The sequence below is a fragment of the Paraburkholderia lebeckiae genome (assembly GCF_050436325.1).
GTDB classification, from domain to species: Bacteria; Pseudomonadota; Gammaproteobacteria; order Burkholderiales; family Burkholderiaceae; genus Paraburkholderia; species Paraburkholderia tuberum.
Map to the genome: position 1 here is coordinate 265,347 of NZ_JBNDLZ010000002.1, position 20,520 is coordinate 285,866.

The window sequence follows — 20,520 nt, forward strand, 5'->3', positions numbered from 1 at the left end:
CGAGGACTTAGCGATCGCCGCGTCTAATCATCAATCTCGCTTACCCCTGCGTATGCGCGGCGACCGCGTCCAGCGTGCGCGCCGAGTACACCAGCGTCGCGCCCGCGTTGATCGCCATCGCGACGCCGAGCGCTTCGGCGATTTCCTCGCGGGTCGCGCCGTGCTTCAGCGCCTCGGCCGTATGGACCGTGATACAGCCGTCACAGCGCAGGCTGACCGCTACCGCGAGCGCAATCAGCTCGCGCGTTTTCGCGCCGAGCAGATCGGTCTTCTGACCGGCGCTCGACATCGCCTGATACGCCTTCACGCTTTCGGGCGCGAGCTTCGACATTTCGCCGATACGGCCGAACAGTTCCGTGCGGTAATCGATCCAGTTCAACATGGCAGTGCTCCTTGGTCCGTTGCGCGCCGGCGGTTGCCGGCGTCGTGGGACGAAGTATTGCGCCGCGCCGCGATATCCCGAATACTCATTCGACTCAACTTTTAGCGCGCTCGTCTCATGGACACGCTCAGTCGCCTGATCGACCTTGCCCGGCCGCAAGCGAGTCTCGATCTTCGCTGCCTGCTATCAGGCGCATTCGACGTCGACCACGCGCCGCTGGAGGCGGGCGTCGCGCCGTTTCATCTGGTGCTCGACGGCAGTTGTGTGATCGAGACCGCCGGCGGCGAGCCGCTCGAATTGCAGGCCGGCGATTTCATGCTGTTCCCGCGTGGCGCCGCGCATCGCGTGCGCGACGTAAAGCGCTCGGCGGGTGGCCTGCCGTTGACGCTCGGGCATGACGGCATGCTGCCGGTGCGGCGCAACGATGGCCACGAAACCACTGCCACGGCCGCGCACGCGCCGAATGACACCGCGATTCATGACGGCGTCGATCTGCTGTGCGGCCGCTTCGTCTATGCGCCCGGTTCATCGGCGTTGCTGCTCAATGTACTGCCCGATCCGCTGCACGTATCGCTCGGGGATGCGCAAACGCTCGATGCCTTGCCGACGATGATCGCTCTGATGCGCGGCGAAGCGGAGCGGCGTCAGCCTAGCGCGCTCGCGATCGTGACGGCCTTGAGCCATGCGCTGTTCGCGATGGCACTGCGCGTGCACGGCGAGCGCAATGCGAACGGCACCGGGATGCTCGCGTTGCTGACGGACGCACGCCTCGGCGCATCGGTGCAGGCCATGCTCGACGCGCCCGAACGCGCATGGACGATCTCTGAACTCGGCGAGCGCGCGGCGATGTCGCGCGCGACATACGCGCGCCACTTCAACGAGCGCGCGGGCGTGACCGTGATGGATTTTCTGACGCAGATCCGCATGGCGATCGCCAGCGATCTGCTGTTGCGCACACAACGCAGCGCGGCGGACATCGGCGAGGCGGTCGGCTATCAATCGGAGGCGGCGTTCGGCAAGGCGTTCGCGCAAAGCGTCGGTGTGACGCCGGGACGTTACCGGCGCCGCACACCAACGGACGGTGCTCTGGATGACTGACTAAAGACTCAACGCGTGGGCGATTCTATCTGGGCGGTTCGCCCTTGCTGAACGCGCGCCTTTCGAGCGACGCCATCAGTCGCGCGACCACGACCGCGCAGACCGTGCCGAGCGTCACTTCGGCAAGCCGCAGAAAGGCCTTGTCCCACGCCGGGCCGATGCCTGGCGCCAGCAGCATGATCGTCGCGGTGATGCCGCCGAGGCGCGCTGCGCTGCCGACGTTGACGACCCAGCAGATCAGGATCGCGACCGCCACGGTCGCCGCGTACGCGGCAAAATGGCCGCCGCCCGCGAGCGTGCCGATCAGCCCGCAAACACCGCCGACCATCGCGCCGATGAACTGGTCGCGCGACAGCTTGCGGGTGTCGATATAACTATGCTGGCTCACCGCGATCGCGGTGATCGCGGCCCAGAACGCCTGCTCGGTGTGCAGCGCGCGACCGATGCCGAACGCGAGACTCGCGCCCGCCACCGCCTGCACGGCCATGAAGCCGCCCTCGATCAAGCGGTCGCCGAGCGGCAGCGTCTTCAGGAAAGCGAACAGCGCATCGGCGGCGTGCGTGCGCGAGGAAGGGCTTGAATCGTCGGACGGAGTCATCGGATGAAGGCGCGCTCGGCGGGGCAGGGGGGGTGCCGTATTCTAGCGGCTCCGCTTCACGCTTCCACCGCTAGCTAGATCGTGCCGAACAGCGCGCGCGGCCGGTCGCGCAGCGTGTGCGCGAGAATCTGCAGACCACGCGTCAACTGCTCGCGCGACTCGGCGCAAGCGAGGTTGATGCGCACGCCGTGCTCGACCGTCGAGCGATCGACCGCGAACGCGGATGCGGGCATCGTGTTGACCCCGCGCGCGAGCGCGTTTGCCGCGAAGTCGTCAGCGCGCCACGGCGGCGGCACGCGCAACCACACGAACATGCATGCGGGGTCGCTCTTCAGATGCTCGGCGGGCAATAGTTCGCGCGCGATCTCCTGGCGCGCGCGTAACTCGGTGCGCTGCGCGTCGAGGATCGTCTGTGCGGTGCCGTCCTCGATCCAGCGTGTCGCGATCAGCGTCGACAGCGGCGCAGGCATCCATGCGGTCGTTCGCACCGCTTCCGCGGCCAGCGCCGCGCCATGCGGCGGCGTGCGCAGATAGCCGATGCGTAGACCCGGCGCGAGGATCTTCGAGGTCGACGTGATGTGGAAGGTCAGCTCCGGGCACAGGCTGGCGATCGTCGGCAGGCGCGCTTGCAGCAGCGGACCGTATACGTCGTCCTCGATGATCACGATGTGATGCCGACGCGCGATGTCGGCGAGCGCCGCGCGACGCGCGAGGCTCATCGTCACGACGGTCGGGTTCTGCAGATTCGGCACCGTGAAGATCGCCTTCACGCGGCGATGCCGGCACGCGTCTTCGAGACGGTCGGGCAGCAGCCCTTCGTCGTCGCTCGGAATGCCGACGAGTTCGAACTGAAACACCGGCGCGAGGGCTTTCAACCCATAGTAGGTCAGCTGATCCGACAGGATCACGCCTTCATGCCCCATCAAGCTGCTCAACACCGCAAACAGGCCATGCTGTGCCCCGCTCGTGACGACCACGCTGTCGGCGCCGGGAGTGAAGCCGGGCGCGGCGAGCCATTGCGCGCCCGCGGCCCGCGCCCATTCGGGCCCTTGCGGCGGCTGATATTCCTGGGTCTCCGGATAGCGGGGATCGTGCGCAATTTGCGCCATCGTCCGCGCGAGTTGTGTGAGGAATTCACCGGTGGCAGGCCGGTTCACGGTCAGATCGAGCACGGCGTTCGCGTTTGGGTTGCCGTTTGCCGGCGTGTTGTCGCTGCGGGCATGCACGGCAGGCATGGCGCCGCCGGTGACGATCGAGCCGCGCCGCTTGCTCGCGACGATCAGCCCACGCGTCTGCAACTCCTTGTACGCGCGCGACACGGTCGAGACATTCAGGCCCAGCTCCAACGCAAGCTCGCGCTGCGGCGGCAGGCGGCTGCCCGGCGGGTAGAGGCCGCTGCGGACTTTTTCCTCGAGGCTGCGCGACACTTCGAGATAAGTCGGCCGACGCCCCTTTGTCTGGAGAACGTCTTCACCGTTTGTGTGGTCAATTGCGCTTTTCATCCAGCGTGAATCTCCATACAAAAACTCGTTCGACCGTACCGGACAAGCCAATACTAAACCTGTTCGGTTGCCCTGCACGATGCCCGCCCGTTTCCCTCGGGGAAAGTACCTAAGTCCACACAAAGCCAAATTAATTGCACACAAAAAAACTTTGTGTGAGTATTAAAGCATGATTTGTATGGCGCTGTGTCGAAAGGCGACGCGCAACTGTAGTACAGGAGGGACGGTTGTGACAGAACAGCAGAGCACACTCCTGCCGGTCGGTACGTCCGGTGCAGGTTCGGGTCGGACGGCCAGTTCGGCCGGCCGGCGAACGCGATGAGCGAAGTCGCCGTGCTGGGCGCGGGCTTCATCGGCCTGTCGTGCGCCTACTGGCTGATGCGCGACGGTCACCACGTCACGCTGTTCGACGCGCTCGGTCCGGGCGAGGCCACCTCATACGGCAATGCGGGCACGTTCGCCAACTACGGCTGCATTCCGGTGAACAATCCGGCGGTGTTCCGCAATCTGCCGCGTTTCCTGTTTTCGCCGACGAGTCCGCTGCGGATTCGCTGGCGCTATCTGCCCCAACTCGCGCCGTGGCTTGCGCGCTTTCTGTGCGCGTCGATGCCGCGTCGCTACGAGCACAGCGCGCAGGCGCTGGCGAGCCTGCTGTCGTGCGCGTTCGACGGCTATCGCGAGATGCTCGAGAGCGACGACCTGTCGCGCTTCGTGAGGCCCCGCGAATGCCTGTACCTGTATTCGAATGCGGCGTCGTTCGAGGCCGCCCAGCCGTCGCTCGCATTGCGCCGGTCGCTCGGCGTGAGCTTCGAAAACTTCGACCGCGCCGGCATCGCCGAACTCGAACCGAATCTCGCGCCGATCTTTGCGCACGGCACGTTGTTCAACGGCAGCTGGTTCCTCAGCGATCCGCGCGGCTTCTTGCAGGCGCTGCACGCGGCGCTGCTCGCTCGCGGTCTCACGCATGAGCGCAGCTCGGTTCGTACGCTCGTGCCGGGCGCCACCAGCGTGCGCATCGTCGACGACGCGGGTCGCGCACACGACGCCGCGCAGGTGGTCGTCTGTGCCGGCGCGTTTTCGGGCCGCTTCGCGCGTCAATGCGGCGACCGCGTACCGCTCGATACCGAACGCGGCTATCACGTGCGTTTTCCCGGCACGTCGTCGCTGATTTCGCGGCCGTGCGGCTGGGCCGAGCGCGGCTTCTACATGGTGCCGATGGACGGCGGCATCCGCGCGGCGGGCACCGTCGAGCTCGGCGGCTATGGACCACAGCGCAATGCCGCGCTGCTCGATCTGATCACGCGCTCCGCGCAGCACGCGCTGCCGCAATTGCCGCAGCCGGATAGCGACTGGCTCGGTTTCCGTCCGAGCCTGCCCGACGGCCTGCCGGTCGTCGGGCCGTCGAGCGCGTCGCCACGTGTCGTCTACGCGTTCGGTCATCAGCATCTGGGCGTCACGCTGGGCGGCGTGACGGGCAGCGTCGTCGCCGATCTGGTGGCGGGGCGCGTGCCGCCGGTCGATCTCGCGCCATATAGCCCGCGTCGTTTTTAATCACCGCAACTGCTGGACGGAAGAGGACGGACATCATGAAACGCAGAAACCTGGTTGTCGCACTCGCCCTTGGGATGTTGTGTGCGCATGCGCCGTCGTACGGCGCCGAGCCGCAAATCGTCAAGATCGGCTTCGTCGGACCGCTGACCGGACCCGTTGCGCGGGTCGGCAAGGATCTGCAGAACGGCGCGCAGCTCGCGGTGGACGAAGCGAACGCGAAGCATCCCACTATCGGCGGCAAACCCGTCAAATACGTGCTCGACGTGCAGGACGACCAGGCCGATCCACGCATCGCGATCCAGGTCGCGCAGAAGCTCGTCGACGACGGCGTGGTCGGCGTGATCGGCCATTACAACTCGGGCTGCAGCATTCCGGCCTCGGCGGTCTATCACACGGCGAACGTCGCGATGATCACGCCGGGCTCGACGAACCCGGCACTCACCGCGCAGGGTTTCGCGAACGTGTTTCGCACGATGGGGCACGACGGCGTGGGCGGTGTGATCGCGGGCGAGTTCGCGGTGCAGCAGTTGAAGGCGAAGCGCATCGGCATCATCGACGACCGCACCGCGTTCGGCCAGGGCCTCGCCGATGCGTTCGAGAAGGGCGCGAAGCAGGCGAACGGCAATATCGTCGATCGCGAGTTCACCAACGACAAGGCGGTCGATCTGCGCGCGATCCTGACTTCGTTGAAGCAGAAAAACGTCGATCTGATTTTCTTCGGCGGGCTCGACGAACAGGGAGCGATGCTGGTCAAGCAGATGCGCTCGCTCGGCATGCCCGCGCAACTGTTTGGCGCGGGCGCGCTGAAGAGCAACGCGTTCCTGCAGATCGCGGGCAACGCGGGCGAAGGTACGCGCGATCTCGAGCCCGGTCCGGCGCTCGACAAGCTGCCGTCCGCGCAGGAGTTCGGCAAGCGCTACAAGGCGCGCTTCAATCAGGATGTCGAGCTTTATGCGCCGTTCGCATACGACGCCGCGTTGGCAATGATTCAGGCGATCCAGGACGCGGACTCGCTCGATCGCGCCAAGATCGTCGCCGCTTTTCCAAAAGTGAACGTGACTGGCGTGACGGGGAAAATCGCGTTCGATCCGCATGGGGATCTGATCAAGCCGCCTTATACGCTGTTCGAGGTACAGCAGGGGCAGTGGAAGAGTCAGCGGACCGTGGGCGGCGGGGTGTGAGCATTGTTCAGGCTGGCCCGGCTGTCGCGAAGCTGCTGCGCGGTGCGTCACCTCGCGCGCCGGCTTGTCCGATCAATGCACGAGACCGTGCCTCGCCACAAGTTTGTCTATCTGCTCGTTGGCGATCGGGGCGGAAATATAGATCTGCAAGCGCGAGGTATCGATCGAGCAGCTGCACAGCAGGGTCGACAACCTGTTCGCGAGGCCGGGTCGCCCGATCTCGGCCGCGGGGAGATTAAGTGCCAGCGAGAGCGTGTCGTATCCGCGCACGGTCCAATTGGCGAGCGTTCGCACTGCTTCCGTCACGATGAAATCCGTGAAGCTCCTGGTCAACGGCGAGTCTTCCACGAGGTCGATAAACGAGATCGGTGTCAATACACCGCGTGACGGATGTTTCCATCGCAACAGCGATTCAAAGCCCAACAATCGGCCTTCTCCCATTCGCAGCTTCGGCTAATACACGAAGAAGAACTCTCGTGCGGCCAGACCGCGTTCGGCGTCGGCGATGCTGCAGGGGGTACGAGCGTCCGTGGCGATCTGTTCCATGTTTATGTCAATTCCGCGATGCGCAAAGTTTGAATACACGATCACGCGCCTTTTGACGTCGACTATTTGAGAATTCGTGCGCCATTAGTCGCCGCCTCTCCTCGTTCTGTCTGCTGGCATGTATGCAATTCGATGCTAGTAACCGATGTCGAGCCGATGTGAACATTCGTGAATTGCGTCTTTAATCGTCAAACACCGTGAGATGTCACAAAGATTTGTAATGGCGCGACCGCCGCTCGATATGATCCTCGCCAATCGGGGTTAGTTTAAAAACGGCGCGACCGCGTTGACGATGATCCCGGACGTCGACCCCGACAGGACCCTCGCGGTCGGAATCGGCTCGGGCAACTACAAGGGCTAGTGTCGTGAGTTAAAAATTCATTGAAATATGTTCGCTGCGTACTAAAGTGTCTTGTGTAGCACTGGTATGAGGACGTGGCGATGAGCGGAAGACCTAAGGCGGAGCTTGTGCTGAGCGAATCGGAGCACGAACAGCTTAAGGCGTTGACGATGCGACGCAAGACAGCGCAGGCGCTGGCTTTGCGAGCGCGCATCGTGCTGGCCTGTGCCGATGGCATGGACAACCGGATGGTCGCAAAGGCACAGCGTGTAAGTCAGCAGACTGTTTGCAAGTGGCGCGCGCGCTTCGTTGCAGACCGTCTGGATGGATTGCTCGACGCGCCGCGCCCGGGCGCGCCCCGAACGATCGATGATTCGCGCGTCGACGCAGTGATCGCGAAGACGCTCGAGTCTGTCCCTGCGGTGGCCACGCACTGGAGCACGCGTACGATGGCGCGCGAGATGAATCTCTCGCAAACGGCAGTGACCCGGATCTGGCGAGCTTTCGGGTTGCAGCCGCACCGGCAGGAGACCTTCAAACTTTCCAGCGATCCGCTGTTTGTCGACAAGGTTCGCGATATCGTCGGGCTTTACCTCGATCCGCCGCTCAAGGCCATGGTGTTGTGCGTGGACGAGAAGAGCCAGATCCAGGCGCTGGACCGCACGCAGCCCATCCTGCCGTTGGCACCGGGCATTCCCGAGCGGCGCACCCATGATTACATGCGTCACGGCACGACCACGCTGTTCGCGGCATTGGACATCGCCACCGGTGAAGTGATCGGGGAGTTGCACCGACGCCATCGCAGCAGCGAATTTCTGCAGTTCCTGCGCACGATCGAAGCCAACGTTCCACAGTCGCTGGATGTGCATCTGGTGATGGATAATTACGGCACGCATAAGACGCCCTCGATCAAGGCGTGGTTCGCTCGCCATCCTCGCTTCCATGTTCATTTCACGCCGACCTCGGCGTCGTGGCTCAATCAGGTTGAACGATGGTTCGCCACGCTCACAGAGAAGTACCTTCGACGCGGCACGCATCGTTCGACCCGCCAACTCGAAGACGCCATCCGCCATTACCTTGAAGGCTACAACGCAAATCCCCATCCCTTCGCCTGGAGCAAGTCGGCCGATGAGATCCTGACCAGCCTTGAACGGTTTTGCGTGCGGGTCCAGAAGGTCGAAGGACGCGCGCGATGAACATCAATACCGACGCGATCGACGAAGTCGCCCTCCCACTTCTTTACCTGACCCTGCACGATCACAACCGGGCATGGAAGGGCTTCGACTGGGATGTGCTGAATCGGCTCTACGAACGAGGCCTCATTGGCGACCCGGTTAATAAAACGAAGTCTGTCATCTTCACCGAAGAAGGATTACGTGAGTCCGAGCGGCTCTTTAAGCAGCACTTCGTCATCGCTGACAGTACAGGACATTAATGCAACGAACTTCCAACTCACGACACTAGGTGACGTCGTCATTTCGAGCGCAGTCGGGGAAACCGGCTGTATGTGCGCGACGATCCCGATCCATTGCCGCCGCCGACGCGCGGCCGGATGTTGGCGGGCCAGATCCAATCACTGATAAGGGGGGCGATCGCGCAATATGACCCCCCCTTCGAAAACACCATCCCCCCTCCCCAAAGGGGGGGATTTGAAAAGCGACTGGCTCTATCTTTCTTCTCGAAATTCACAAGGCATACGGGGCCGGCGCCGCTGGCCGCTCACGCCGACCTGGTGCCGTATGCGATTTTATGTTGGCTTTTTCGCCTGTTTGAACCGGTTTGTCGAGCGGGCCGGTCTTCAAGTCGCCAGGGCGAAAGAAAAAGGTGATAGATGAATATCCTGTTGGTGGAAGACGATCCCGCGCAAGCTGATTCGGTCGAAAGGGAAATCGGACAATCCGGGCATCGAATAAACAAGGTCGAGCGGGGCAAGGACGCAATCAGTTTTCTTCAGGCAAACGAGGTCGATCTCGTGGTGCTCGACTGGGAATTGCCGGGCGTGAGCGGCTTCGAGGTGCTGTACTGGATACGCCGTCACCTGGGCCGCGAACCCGCGGTGCTGTTCGTGACCAGTCGGCTTCTGGAAGTCGACATCGTGCGGGCGCTGGACGCCGGCGCGGATGACTACGTCGTCAAGCCGTTCCGGGCCAAAGAGCTGGGGGCAAGGGTAGGCGCGCTATTGCGTCGCACACGACGCAGCATAAAGGTGGAAAGTGCAATCGCGGTTGGGCCGTATGTCTTCGACGTCACGCAGCGCAGTGTTTTTCTGCACGGCGAATCGATCTTGTTGACGGAAAAGGAATTCGACGTGGCGGCCTATTTCTTCGCGAACGTCGGACGGGTCGTTTCCAAGCGGCTTCTGGCGAAGCTTGCGTGGGGCCGCGAGCTGGATAGTACGTCGCGCACGATCGACACGCATATCTACCGGCTGCGACGCAAGCTGGCCCTGCATCCGGACAACGGCGTTCGATTGACGACCGTCTATACGCACGGCTACCGGCTCGACGAGGTCGATGCTGGCAGCGCGGAAGCGCAAGCGCCGGCCAGCGCCGAGCCGGAAGACGCTGTCGCGAAGAACGACGGGTCCGAGTAGGGCGCGCAAAGCGATCTCCGCCAGAGATCCGACACGAGACCATGAGCGACCTCAAACGGATTGCGCTGGTCGCGCCTCGTTGCGCGGCTCCTCATTGAGTCGTCACACGGTTCGGCGTATCTTGAAAACAAATTCACAACGACCCTCCATGCCTCTCACGGATAGCCGGTGAGAGGACAACTCATGAATACAACCGCTGATAGTTTCGAGCGTGAATGGATCGTGTCGCTGATCCAGACCAAGATGATGCCGCCGCGTCTTCCCGCGGGTTGCGTGCAACGGCCGGGATTGCTCCGGCGACTCGATGAACGGCGTCCGCGTCACATTACGCTCGTGATCGCGCCCGCGGGTTTCGGCAAAACGACCTTGCTTGCCGCGTGGAGCGAAGCGCAAACGAGAAAGAAGCGTCCCGTTGCGTGGCTCAGTCTCGATGGAGAAGACGACGATCCGCAGCAACTCGGGGCCTATCTGGTGGCGGCGCTTTGTCGCGCGTCGAAGGAGATCGCGTGGCAGGCACAGCAACTTCTCGATAACGATGCAAACACGCCGGTCAGAACGGTCATTTCGGTGCTGCTCAATGGCATCGCCGCATACGGCCGCAGTGTTTTCCTGGTGCTCGACGACGTCGACCGGCTGAGCGCGAAATCCGTTCTCGCGATCGTGTCGCGCCTGCTGCGCTATGCGCCCGACAACCTGCACGTGCTGCTCGGCGCGCGCGGCGAACCGGCGCTGTCGCTGAGCGGGCTGCGCTCGCCCGACAAACTTTCGCGTGTGAATGTCGACGATCTGCGCTTTTCGCTCGACGATGCTCAGGCGTTTTTCGACCACACCGGTAACGCGCTGCTCAACCGCAACAGCGTCGAGTTGTTGAACAGCGCGACCGAAGGCTGGGTGGCCGGTTTGCAACTGGCTTCGCTCGGACTGAACCGGATCGATGACGTGGCCGCGCTCGCCAGTCATCTCGCCGGTTCCCGCTTCGGCATCGATCGCTACCTCAACGATACGGTGTTTGCGCATTTGCCGCCGCCCATGCTGACGTTTTTGCTTTACACGTCGATTCTCGAGCGGCTTACGGCGACGCTGTGCGACGATGTCATGGGCGGGGAGGGCGAAAGCGGAGAGAAGCTGGACTGGCTCGAGCGCCACAACGTGTTCATCCGGCCGCTCGATGAGACGCAGAACTGGTATCGCTATCACGCATTGCTGAGCGATGCGCTTCGCCGCCGTCTCATGCGTCAGACGCCACGACAGGTTCCGCTGCTGCATCGCCGGGCCAGCCTGTGGTTCGCGCGGGCTCGCCTGTGGCCTGAAGCCGTGCGACATGCGCTGGCTGCGGGCGACATCGGTCAGGCGGCGCAGTGGGCCGAAAACTGCGCGATGGAGATGCTCCAACGCGGCGACCCGTTCATGCTGCCGGGCTGGATTCGCAAACTGCCGCCGGACGTGATCGCGGGTCGACTGCGCTTGCGTCTGGCGAAAGTCTGGGCTCTCGCGATGTCGCTTGAAACCGCGCGCGCGTCGAAGGAGATCGGCGAGATTGCCGACGAATTCGAGCGAACGGCCCGTGATGATCGGTCGGTAGCCGACGAGGTCGCACGGGCGGAGATCAACGCGATCCGCGCGGTGATCGCTTGCGTGAACGACGACAGCGAACATGCGCTGGAACTCGGGCGTGCCGTTGAGGCATCGACGGCGCCTGCGGAACCGTGGGTACGCCATTACGGGCAAAGCGCGGAGATTTTCGGCTTGATGTATAGAGGGCAGTTCGCCTACATCTCCCGCGAATGGAGAGCGCGGGTCGATCAGGTGGGACTCAGCCGGAAGCCGAACAGCGCGGATATGCTGCGCGACGCGGTGTACGGCATCGCCGCGCTGATACACGGCGAACTTCCCGATGCGAGGCGGGTGATGGAGGTCGCGATGCGGTACTCCGAAGATCAGCTAGGGGAGTGGTCGGCGGCCGCGGCCGCGGTAGCCGGTTGCCTTGCGTCGATTTACTACGAGTGCAACGAGCTGTCCAAGGCGCGGAAGTTGATCGAAGGTCGCATGACCATCGCGCTGGAGACCTCGCCGCTCGCCGCGTTGATGCGCTATATGCTTACCGCGTCGCGCCTGCTGTGGCGGGATGGCAAAAAAGGGCCGGCGCTCGCCGTTCTCGAGGACGGTCGACAGCTCGCGATAAGCCGTCGATGGTTGCGTCTGAAGCTCGCGTGCGATGCGGAAACCGTCAGACAGCTGATTGCCGACGGTAGGGTGGTCGAGGCGCGACACGTCAGCGACGAACTGAGCGCGAGTGTACCGATGATGTGCGAAGGGCGACGGGGCTCGGCGATGGAAACGTGGGCAAGCTACTGCGTGCTGCAAGCCCGCGTTCTGCTCGCTGAAAATGCCGCCGGCGACGCCGTTGGCTTTCTCTCGCGCTCACTCGACAATCTGGTTGCACTGGGCTGGCGCTATGCCGAGGCCGTCGTTTCGTTGCTGCTTTCTCTCGCGCATGAGCGGAACGGCGCTTCGGAACAGGCGTTCGCCGCGCTGGGAAACGCGCTGCGGATCGGCGGCGCGATGGGGATGATCAGTAGCTTCGTGGACGAGGGGCCGCCGATGCGTGCGTTGCTGGAACGCTTTCGCCGCACGCCATCGGAAATCGCGACCGGGCACGCCACGTATATCGGCACGGTGCTGTCGGCTTTCGACGAGGCGGATAACACGGCATCTTCTTCGTCGAGCTATGCCGACACGAAGATAACGCCGGGCACACTGAGCGCGCGAGAACTCGAAATACTGGGCTACGTCGCTCGCGGGCTGTCCAACAAGGAAGTCGGACGATCATTGAATCTGGCACCCGAGACGGTCAAATGGCACATGAAGAACGTGTTCGAAAAACTGAACGTCAATTCGCGGTACGAGGCCGTGCAGAGTGCCTTCGGCATTCAGCCTGGAGCCGACTGACGCGCCGTGCCGCGTGATGGCGCCGTCATCCGGTCAGCTCACCGCGGCTCTCGTCCAAACGCTTCGCGCAGCTTGCGCTTGGCCCGCTGCAACGTATCGCGCCGCTCCTTCGGCAGGTTTCGGCCCGCTCGATTGATGTAGAAATTGAGCATCGACATTGCCGATTGAAACGGCGTGCCCTTGCGTCGACGGCTCGCCGTCGACGAGTGCTTCAACGATTGCGCGATGGACTCCGCGCTGCCGGTTTTGAAAATATCCTTCTGGATGTCCATCGCGTCGCTCGTTTCCATTACGTGATGCGACCACTTCTTCGCGCCGGATGCGCCGCTCGACCTCGCGGTCTTGGCGCGATGCGCCGCGTGCGCCTGCGCGTGGCGCTGACGCGGTGGCCGTCCCGACTTGCCATGAGACACAGGGCGTTTCGATTTGCTGCTGGTCTTTCGGGTCGCCATTGTGTTGTCTCCTGAAGCGGAATGTCGGACTGGCCACGCGTCGAAAATGGTCGATTTGGCGATCAGAGCTTCACGCCACCGGCCTCGGGCGCATCCGACGAACCCGCGGGAACGTCACCGACGCCGAGGTCGTCGCGCCTCGTATAGACGTCGCCGCCCCAGTACGGTTCGCTGCCGTAGTACTGATGCACGGTGGTGGCCCACGTCTGATCCGCCATCGATGGCCAGTGATCCTTATCAAATCCCGGTGCGTTCTTCACGCGCTCGGCCACCATGTTCAGCACGAAGCATTTTTCCTGCGTATCGAGTGTCAGCGCACTCCACGGAATCGCGAGCAGCTTGTCGCCGATGCCGAGAAAACCGCCGCTCGACAGCACCGCATACGCGACGCGGCCCGAACGCACGTCGAGCATGATGTCCTTGATCTTGCCGATGTGCTCGCCGTCGCTGCTGACAACCTTGTTGCCGTCGAGCGTAGCCGCTGCCATTACATCCGGACCTGGGCCTTCCGCGGTCGCGGCGCCTTTACCAACGATGTTGGCACCTTGTGTCTGGGTCTGCATCACCATGATGGGCTCCTTTGAAAGGGGTAATGTACCGAGGCATTTAGCAACGGCCGTTCCATCTAGCCATGCGGCGCCGTTGCGCCGTGGCGCGCGGCGCATCCGCGCGACGAGGCACCGCGCGCGTAAAGGATGCGAGCGCGTTTGCAATTATTTCGTCAGTGCCGACGCAAGCGCTGAGCGGCAAAGCGCGATGCGCGCATGCGACGACTGCATCGCGCGGCATAGGCCTTGCTCGACTCTCAGTGATGGCAGCAGGGAACCGAAGGAGCGCACCCGTCCTTTTACTTCAGGGAGAACCCAGATGAGCAAGTATCCGAAGGCATGGCTGTTCGCGGCATGTGTGGTCGCGTCGGGCACCGTCGCGTCGGGCGCCGCGTTCGCGCAGGCGGGCGGCGGTAACGGCAATAGCGGCGCCGGCGGCGGCAACGCGCATGGCGCGGCGACCGCGGCGCCGACGGCGGGCAACGAGCCCGCGTCGAATGCCACGGGCAGCACCATGGGATCGACTTCGTCGATGAAACATCATCACAAGAAGTCGAAGGCAAACAAGCCGATGACCGATACGACGAACACCCCCGGCGCCAATGCCAGCAGCGATACCAAGGGACAGTAACGCTGGATCGATGCGGGCGCGGCGATGCACCTGTGCGTTCATCGTAACGCGCCGGCGATATCGCGCTCCCCATCGAGGGAGAAAATCGTGACGAAGAAGATTCATTATCAGGCCAACATCTGCGGCGGGGACTTCGCGCATGTTCGCCAGTGCTTCAGGAACTGGAAGTCAGAGACGCTCGTGTATCGTCGGCAACAGCCGATGTTCGAAGGCAAGCAGGAAGTGCGGCCGTTGTCGGAGCGCGTGTTCGACAACGGTGAAGTCGCGCATAGCACGCTCGCGCGCGTATGTTCGCCAAACGATGCCTATGCGCTGGCGGCGGAGATACGCGACGGCGAACGCGACGTTTGGCTCGTGATGGCGGCGTTCGAGGAAGATGTTTGAGCCGGGGGCGATTCAGCGCTGAGCCCGTCACTCGGCCGGCGATTTCGGTTCGGATGCGATTTCCTGCGCAGCGCGCCGCGTACGCACGCGTGCCGTGGCTCGCAAATGCGCCGCGGCGCTTTTCTCTTTCGTGGCGGTGGTTTTCTTGCGCACCACCCGCGACTTTTTTAGCAGACTCGTCAGCGAAGCGTTGATACTGTCGTCGACCGACGACTCCCGCGTCTTGCGTCCTTTGGCACCCGATGCGCGCGCGAGTTTCGCCGCACGCTTTTCCGCCTGCGCGAGCAGCACCGCAAAAGCCACTTCATCTACCTTGAGTCCGCGGCGCGATTGGCCTGGCGCGAGGCTCTGCAACTCGTCGGCCTCGAACGCGCTGATGATCGCTGGGTGGATATAGCAGCGCCGGCAGACGGCGGGCGTATTGCGTAGCAGCGTCGCCACTTCTTTCACGGTCGCGACGATATGACGACGCGCTTCGGCCGCGCTGCTGCACATCAAGCGGCGCAATGCCGCGAGCGCGTACACGCTGCCGGCCCACGTGCGGTAGTCCTTGGCGGTGAAGTCCGCGCCGCTTACGCGGCGCAGGTACTCGTTGATATCCGTCGAGCCGACGCTGTGGCGCGTGCCGTCTTCGTCGAGATACTGGAACAGGTCGTGACCGGGCAGTTCCGCGCAACGTCGCACGATGCGCTTGATGTTCGGATTGTCCACTGTCACGTCGTGCTCGATGCCGCCCTTGCCGCGAAACTGGAAGCGCAATTGACCGGCCCTTATCTTCACGTGCTTCTTGCGCAGCGTCGTCAATCCGTACGAGTGGTTATCGCGCGCGTATTCTGCGCTGCCGACGCGGATCAGCGTCGTATCGAGCAACTGCACGATGGCCGCGACGACCTTGTCGAGCGGCATGCCGGGCAGCTTCAGATCACGCGCCACGCGCGCGCGGATTTTGGGCAATGCGCGGCCGAACTCGGCCATCCGTTCGTACTTGTCGGCGTCGCGCGTTTCGCGCCAGCGGGGGTGATAGCGGTACTGCTTGCGGCCGCGCGCGTCGCGGCCGGTCGCCTGCAGATGACCGCGCGGATCGGGGCAGATCCACACGTTTTCGTACGCGGGTGGAATCGCGAGCGAATTAATGCGTTGAATCTCGTCCTCATCGACGATGCGCTTGCCGTTGACGTCGAAATAGATGAAGCCGTTCCGCTCGCGCTTGCGTGTGTAGCCGGGCCTCGTGTCGTCGGCGTGGCGCAATCCCGGCGGCATCGGTTGGAATGCGGTGTTGCCGTTCGCGGTGGTCGGGCTGCGTGATGCGGTCGTGGAATGAGTGACGGTAGACATTGTTGCAAGTAGAAGTTTCAAGCCCGGGTCGAACCGGTTCGCCGAGGAGGTGCGATGTATGCCGTGTGATCGGCGGGAAGCAAGGGCGATGCCATCGACAGGTGACCAGCGCGCTGAGGCGGAACGGTCCTTGCGGAAAAGTCGACGTGACCAACCGGAAAAGGAGCTTTCATGAGCAGCACACTGAACCCCGATGAAGAGCCGCAGCAGACCGTCAAGCAAACGTCCGGCACGACGGGCGCGCTGGGTCCCAGCGACTCGTCCGATAGCGGCAGCGATGTGGCCGGCGCGAAGCGTCACGATTTCGACGTCGATACAGAGCTCGACAATCACGCGCTCGAAGCTGGCGACGCCGAACTCGGCAGCGATACCGATCGCTCAGGTACGGGCGAGCGCGCGTCGGCCGATGGCGATTCGACGTTGGAGGTGGACCGCGATATCGGCACCGACCACGTCGTCGATCCGCAAGTGCCGCCGGGCGCGGAACGCTCCGACGAAGACGAAACCGACGTCTGACAACGACGCTTTTGCACACGCGGCGGCTCGAGCTGAACGGCGCAACCGCAGCGTCGGTGCACCGCCAACGTAATGTCAGCCCGCTGAACACTGCCACAATCTGGCACGTGTTTTGCTCAACCACGCTTAATGAAGGCGCAGACCTATGCACATGCATCACGGGCAAGTGCATGAGCGCGGCGCCGCATGAAGGAGAGCACACATGACTGATGCACTGAATGGCTACAAGGTAGCGGTACTCGCCGTAGATGGCTTCGAGCAGGCAGAACTCGTGGAGCCGAAACGCGCGCTCACCGAAGCGGGCGCGACGGTCCACGTGATCTCGGCGAAGCCGGGCAAGATCCAGGGCTTCAAACACGTCGACAAGGGCGATACCGTGGACGTCGATGCGACCTTCGACAAGGCCAATCCCGACGACTATGACGGGCTGGTGTTGCCGGGCGGAGTCGTGAACGGCGACGCGCTGCGACTGCTGCCGCAGGCGCAGGCGTTCGTCAAAGCGGTCGACAATGCGAAGAAGCCGATCGCGGTGATCTGTCACGGCACGTGGCTGCCGGTATCGGCGGGGATCATCAAGGGGCGCACGGTGACGAGCTGGCCTAGCCTGCAGGACGATATTCGCAACGCGGGCGGCACGTGGGTCGATCAGGAAGTAGTCGAGGACGGCAATCTTATTTCGAGCCGCAAACCCGACGACCTTCCCGCGTTCAACAAGACGCTGATCGGGCAACTGACGAAGCGCAAGGCGGCTTGATCGCAGGCGGCGCGTTGGCTTCGGAGCCTGCGCATCGGTGATTCGACAGGGAGAAAATGCATGAAATTCCGGTATTCCCTACAAGTGTTGACTGCCGCGCTGGCCGTGTTGGGCGTGAGCGCGGCATCGATCGACACGGCCTGCGCGCAGGCGAGCGATGCGCCCGCGAGCGCAGCGCCGACCGGCAGCACGACGCTGTCACCTGCGGATCAGCAGTTCGTGCTCGAAGCGTCGAAGTCGGACGCCACCGAAATCGCCGCTAGCAAGATCGCGCTGAAGAACTCCAACGATCCGCATGTCAGGGCGTTCGCTCAACAGATGATCGCCGACCACACGAAGCTGTCGCACGCAATGGCCGGGCTGGTCGCGAAGAAGGGCTTCAAGCCGACGCCGTCCGCGGATTCCGCGCTGGTCGGCAAACTGCAGACGTTGAAGGGCACCGAGTTCGATCAGGCCTATGTCGAGCAGGTCGGCGTGGAAGCGCATCAGCGCGCGGTCGACCTGTTCCAGCAGCAAAGCGCGAGCGGCACCGACTCGCAACTGAAGGCCGCGGCCGCGCAAGCGCTGCCAACCATCAAGCATCACCTCGAGATGGCGCAGCAACTGGCCGGCAAATTGAAGGGCTCGTCATGAACGCGATCCTGCCACGGCCTGCTTATGAGGACTCTCTGATGCAGATCACTTTCCCCGATGACGAAGCGGCCTTCGACGGCGCCAATCTGACCGTGCGCTTTCTTGCGCGCGTCGATGGCGAGCCAGTGGTTTGCGCGATCACTGCCGAGGCTCTGGAAGATCATTTCGGCGCGGAGTCCGCGCTTGAAGCCGCGTTGATGGCCGCTTTCGACGGAGGCCGTCAGCGCATCCGCTCGGTCTGCGCGGAAGCGCTCGACCAGAACAACGGAGAAGGCGTAGTGTTGCATAGCGGACTGTTCAGAGTGGAAGGCATGGAACCGGATCGCGGCGCCGCGGCGTAGCGCCGCTGCGTGTCGCATTGACTGGGCGCGCTGCTTCCGACTCGCGCCACCGGCCACAGGATGGTCCGCGAACGGTAGTTAACGATAAGGAGGCCGTATGTCACTCATCGTCGCAGCACGCTTCACGACTTTTCCCGCTGCGGAAAGCGGGGCGCAAAAACTGTTCGATGCGGGTTTCGTGGAAGAGGACGTTACGCTGTTTTTCGTCAATCCGCGCGGCCAGCATGCTCGTTTCCCGATCGGCGGCGACACCGATACCGACCCCGGCGCGCGCGAGGCGCCTAAAGGCGCGGGCATGGGCGTGACGATCGGCGCGGTGATTGGCGCGGTGATTGGCGTGGCGATCTTCGCGGTGTTTTCCGCGCCGCTGCTGGTGTCGCTGATCGCGGCCGGCGTCGGCGCGTATGTCGGCTCGCTGGTCGGCGCGATGTCGCGCACCAAGGAGCGCGGCAAATCGGACTATCGCGTGCCGTATCACGAGGAGGCGCGCGATTCGGGCGTGCTCGTCGCCGTGCACGTGTCGCCCGACAATCAGCTCGATGCCGCGCGCGTGCTACGTGAAGCGGGCGGCGTGTCGATCGAGAAGGCGACTGGCCGCTGGCAGCAGGGACGCTGGGCCGATTTCGATCCGCTGAAGACGCCCGAGCCGATCAAGGAATTCGCGGAGAAGCGCGCGTGATTTGAGCGACGCGGCATACCAGCAAAAAACGGCCCGATGACGATCATCGGGCCGTTTGCCGTTTACCGCGCTGTTTCGACGTCGCGCTACACCCACGGTTGCCGTGGATCGCGCGGCTGCTGCGTCGGGCGATGCAGTGCCGGGCACGCGTGATGCGGGCTATCAAATGCAGCCCGCCGCGCGTCGAACCGATTCATCGCGAGGCACATAAAAAGCCCCGCGCGGCGGATTCCGCGATGAACGAAACCCTTGGAGGTATTGAATGGCTACCAACGTTGTTTCCGTATTGAACGATCTGGTCGAAACGTCGAAGGATGGCGAAAAGGGCTTTATGAAGGCAGCCGAGGATGCGCACGACGAACAGCTGAAGACGCTGTTCCGCTCGAGTGCCGAGGACTGCTCGCGCGGCGCGCGTGAGTTGCAGGATGCCGTTCAGACACTGGGCGGCAAGCCCGAAACCGGCGGCAGCATGAGCGGTGCGCTGCATCGCGGCTGGGTCGATGTGAAATCGGCGGTATCGAATCGCAGCGACCATGCGATTCTCGCCGAGTGCGAAAAAGGCGAGGACGTCGCGAAGAAACGCTATCACGACGCGCTGGAAAAGGATTTGCCGGCGGACGTGCGGGCCATCGTCGAGCGGCAGTACCAGGGCGTGCTGCAAACGCATGACCGGGTGCGCGATCTGCGCGACCAGTATGCGGCAATGAAGCATTGATCGATGCGTCAGTGCAATAAGGAAGAGCCGGCTCTGCTAGCCGGCTCTTTTACGTTCTGTTCAGTCGAATCGGTGCGACCCGAGCGCGCGGATATCAGTCGGCCGCGACCTTCAGATGGTTCTTCACGCTGGTCACGCCCTTCACGCTTTGCACGACATCTTCGGCGGCGGACTTGTCGTCGGCCGAAGGCACCGAACCCGTGAGCCACACGACGCCCTTGCGGGTCTTCACGTGGATATGCGTCGATTTGACGTTCTTCGCGGCAAGCAGATCAGCCTTGACCTTGGTCGTGATGGTGCCATCGTCGATATGCTGGCCGACGCTTTCCGACGCCGCGGGCGGGGCCGAAGCGCTGGTCTGGGCGTTCGCGTTCAGCGCGAACGCGACGACGGCGATGCTGCCTGCGGTCTTCAGAAGCTGGATCGTCTTCATGGTTCTCTCCTTCAGGTGGTGATGAAAATGGCGGTCTTGTTGCCGGTGGCCGATCGCGGCCGAAGCCGCTGATGACGCACGTGGGATCGTCGCCGCTACGGTACCGTCAGGGGCCCGTTTCTCGACACCGGACGCTGTACTCGCATCCGCGCTCAACCGAGGCGTTTGCGAAGGGCTGCGTCCGTCCACACACCGTTGCTCCGCAACCATCGTGCCTGCCGTGTGCGAGCCAATCCATGCCGCTCGCAAAAGCCGCATGCACCGGGGAGTTTCGACTGATGAATAGGGCTGCGGCGCGCCCATGCGCGAGCCTGCCGGAGATGTGAAGAAAGGGGACCGAAAATTGCCTGCCGTTTGTA

23 protein-coding genes are annotated in these 20,520 nt (G+C 63.3%); 15 read left to right on the forward strand and 8 right to left on the reverse strand.

Going from position 1 to position 20,520, the window contains the following annotated elements; all coding sequences use genetic code 11:
• Positions 1–40 precede the first annotated feature (40 nt).
• Positions 41–382, reverse strand: coding sequence for a carboxymuconolactone decarboxylase family protein (locus OKW44_RS04240; protein WP_018425305.1), 342 nt, complete (start codon positions 380–382; stop codon positions 41–43).
• A gap of 117 nt (positions 383–499) precedes the next feature.
• On the opposite strand from OKW44_RS04240, the gene OKW44_RS04245 reads away from it, so the two are divergent.
• Positions 500–1,480, forward strand: coding sequence for a cupin domain-containing protein (locus OKW44_RS04245; RefSeq protein WP_018425304.1), 981 nt, complete (start codon positions 500–502; stop codon positions 1,478–1,480).
• 25 nt (positions 1,481–1,505) lie between these two features.
• On the opposite strand, the gene OKW44_RS04250 is transcribed toward OKW44_RS04245, so the two are convergent.
• Complete coding sequence (locus OKW44_RS04250) at positions 1,506–2,078, reverse strand: FUSC family protein (protein ID WP_018425303.1); 573 nt, start codon at positions 2,076–2,078, stop codon at positions 1,506–1,508.
• Between the two features lie 74 nt (positions 2,079–2,152).
• Positions 2,153–3,580: an aminotransferase-like domain-containing protein gene (locus OKW44_RS04255; protein WP_018425302.1), complete on the reverse strand. Its 1,428-nt coding sequence runs from the start codon at positions 3,578–3,580 to the stop codon at positions 2,153–2,155.
• A gap of 318 nt (positions 3,581–3,898) precedes the next feature.
• On the opposite strand from OKW44_RS04255, the gene OKW44_RS04260 reads away from it, so the two are divergent.
• Together OKW44_RS04260 and OKW44_RS04265 are read left to right on the forward strand one after the other, a co-directional pair.
• Positions 3,899–5,131, forward strand: a complete 1,233-nt coding sequence (locus OKW44_RS04260) for an NAD(P)/FAD-dependent oxidoreductase (protein ID WP_018425301.1) — start codon at positions 3,899–3,901, stop codon at positions 5,129–5,131.
• A gap of 35 nt (positions 5,132–5,166) precedes the next feature.
• Positions 5,167–6,312, forward strand: coding sequence for a branched-chain amino acid ABC transporter substrate-binding protein (locus OKW44_RS04265; protein WP_026226673.1), 1,146 nt, complete (start codon positions 5,167–5,169; stop codon positions 6,310–6,312).
• A gap of 72 nt (positions 6,313–6,384) precedes the next feature.
• On the opposite strand, the gene OKW44_RS04270 is transcribed toward OKW44_RS04265, so the two are convergent.
• A complete protein-coding gene (locus OKW44_RS04270) occupies positions 6,385–6,753 on the reverse strand; it encodes an EAL domain-containing protein (protein WP_018425299.1) in 369 nt (122 codons plus the stop codon).
• A gap of 546 nt (positions 6,754–7,299) precedes the next feature.
• On the opposite strand from OKW44_RS04270, the gene OKW44_RS04275 reads away from it, so the two are divergent.
• The 4 genes from OKW44_RS04275 (at position 7,300) to OKW44_RS04290 (ending at position 12,740) form a co-directional block, all read left to right on the forward strand.
• On the forward strand, positions 7,300–8,394 hold the full coding sequence (locus OKW44_RS04275; protein WP_026226240.1) for an IS630 family transposase: 1,095 nt from the start codon (positions 7,300–7,302) through the stop codon (positions 8,392–8,394).
• Positions 8,391–8,633: a DUF6429 family protein gene (locus OKW44_RS04280; protein ID WP_018422908.1), complete on the forward strand. Its 243-nt coding sequence runs from the start codon at positions 8,391–8,393 to the stop codon at positions 8,631–8,633. Before OKW44_RS04275 ends, OKW44_RS04280 begins: the two co-directional genes overlap by 4 nt.
• Before the next feature lie 396 nt (positions 8,634–9,029).
• A complete protein-coding gene (locus OKW44_RS04285; protein ID WP_018425297.1) occupies positions 9,030–9,791 on the forward strand; it encodes a response regulator transcription factor in 762 nt (253 codons plus the stop codon).
• Positions 9,792–9,974: 183 nt separating this feature from the next.
• The gene (locus OKW44_RS04290; RefSeq protein ID WP_018425296.1) at positions 9,975–12,740 is read left to right on the forward strand and encodes a winged helix-turn-helix domain-containing protein; all 2,766 of its coding nucleotides are present in this window, start codon (positions 9,975–9,977) and stop codon (positions 12,738–12,740) included.
• 38 nt (positions 12,741–12,778) lie between these two features.
• Here OKW44_RS04290 and OKW44_RS04295 read toward each other — a convergent pair whose 3' ends face one another.
• The gene (locus OKW44_RS04295) at positions 12,779–13,192 is read right to left on the reverse strand and encodes a DUF3175 domain-containing protein (protein WP_018425295.1); all 414 of its coding nucleotides are present in this window, start codon (positions 13,190–13,192) and stop codon (positions 12,779–12,781) included.
• 62 nt (positions 13,193–13,254) lie between these two features.
• Positions 13,255–13,761: a PRC-barrel domain-containing protein gene (locus OKW44_RS04300; RefSeq protein ID WP_018425294.1), complete on the reverse strand. Its 507-nt coding sequence runs from the start codon at positions 13,759–13,761 to the stop codon at positions 13,255–13,257.
• Between the two features lie 298 nt (positions 13,762–14,059).
• Here OKW44_RS04300 and OKW44_RS04305 point away from each other — a divergent pair, with 298 nt between their 5' ends.
• A complete protein-coding gene (locus tag OKW44_RS04305) occupies positions 14,060–14,371 on the forward strand; it encodes a hypothetical protein (RefSeq protein ID WP_018425293.1) in 312 nt (103 codons plus the stop codon).
• 87 nt (positions 14,372–14,458) lie between these two features.
• On the forward strand, positions 14,459–14,755 hold the full coding sequence (locus tag OKW44_RS04310; RefSeq protein WP_018425292.1) for a hypothetical protein: 297 nt from the start codon (positions 14,459–14,461) through the stop codon (positions 14,753–14,755).
• 27 nt (positions 14,756–14,782) lie between these two features.
• Here OKW44_RS04310 and OKW44_RS04315 read toward each other — a convergent pair whose 3' ends face one another.
• Positions 14,783–16,090, reverse strand: coding sequence for a DNA topoisomerase IB (locus OKW44_RS04315; protein ID WP_018425291.1), 1,308 nt, complete (start codon positions 16,088–16,090; stop codon positions 14,783–14,785).
• 171 nt (positions 16,091–16,261) lie between these two features.
• Here OKW44_RS04315 and OKW44_RS04320 point away from each other — a divergent pair, with 171 nt between their 5' ends.
• The 6 genes from OKW44_RS04320 to OKW44_RS04345 all read left to right on the forward strand — a co-directional run bounded on the left by OKW44_RS04320 (position 16,262) and on the right by OKW44_RS04345 (position 19,728).
• Positions 16,262–16,606, forward strand: coding sequence for a hypothetical protein (locus OKW44_RS04320; protein ID WP_018425290.1), 345 nt, complete (start codon positions 16,262–16,264; stop codon positions 16,604–16,606).
• 202 nt (positions 16,607–16,808) lie between these two features.
• Positions 16,809–17,360 carry a type 1 glutamine amidotransferase domain-containing protein gene (locus OKW44_RS04325; protein ID WP_018425289.1) on the forward strand — a complete coding sequence of 184 codons (552 nt, stop codon included), beginning with the start codon at positions 16,809–16,811 and terminating at the stop codon, positions 17,358–17,360.
• Between the two features lie 60 nt (positions 17,361–17,420).
• Entirely contained in the window at positions 17,421–17,993 is a 573-nt protein-coding gene (locus OKW44_RS04330) for a DUF4142 domain-containing protein (RefSeq protein WP_026226670.1), read from the forward strand.
• Entirely contained in the window at positions 17,990–18,334 is a 345-nt protein-coding gene (locus OKW44_RS04335) for a DUF1488 family protein (RefSeq protein WP_018425287.1), read from the forward strand. The genes OKW44_RS04330 and OKW44_RS04335 overlap by 4 nt, the downstream gene beginning before the upstream one ends.
• A 97-nt stretch (positions 18,335–18,431) precedes the next feature.
• Positions 18,432–19,013: a glycine zipper domain-containing protein gene (locus tag OKW44_RS04340; RefSeq protein ID WP_018425286.1), complete on the forward strand. Its 582-nt coding sequence runs from the start codon at positions 18,432–18,434 to the stop codon at positions 19,011–19,013.
• A gap of 262 nt (positions 19,014–19,275) precedes the next feature.
• Positions 19,276–19,728, forward strand: coding sequence for a PA2169 family four-helix-bundle protein (locus OKW44_RS04345; protein ID WP_018425285.1), 453 nt, complete (start codon positions 19,276–19,278; stop codon positions 19,726–19,728).
• Positions 19,729–19,822: 94 nt separating this feature from the next.
• Here OKW44_RS04345 and OKW44_RS04350 read toward each other — a convergent pair whose 3' ends face one another.
• Positions 19,823–20,161, reverse strand: a complete 339-nt coding sequence (locus tag OKW44_RS04350; RefSeq protein ID WP_018425284.1) for a BON domain-containing protein — start codon at positions 20,159–20,161, stop codon at positions 19,823–19,825.
• Positions 20,162–20,520 lie beyond the last annotated feature (359 nt).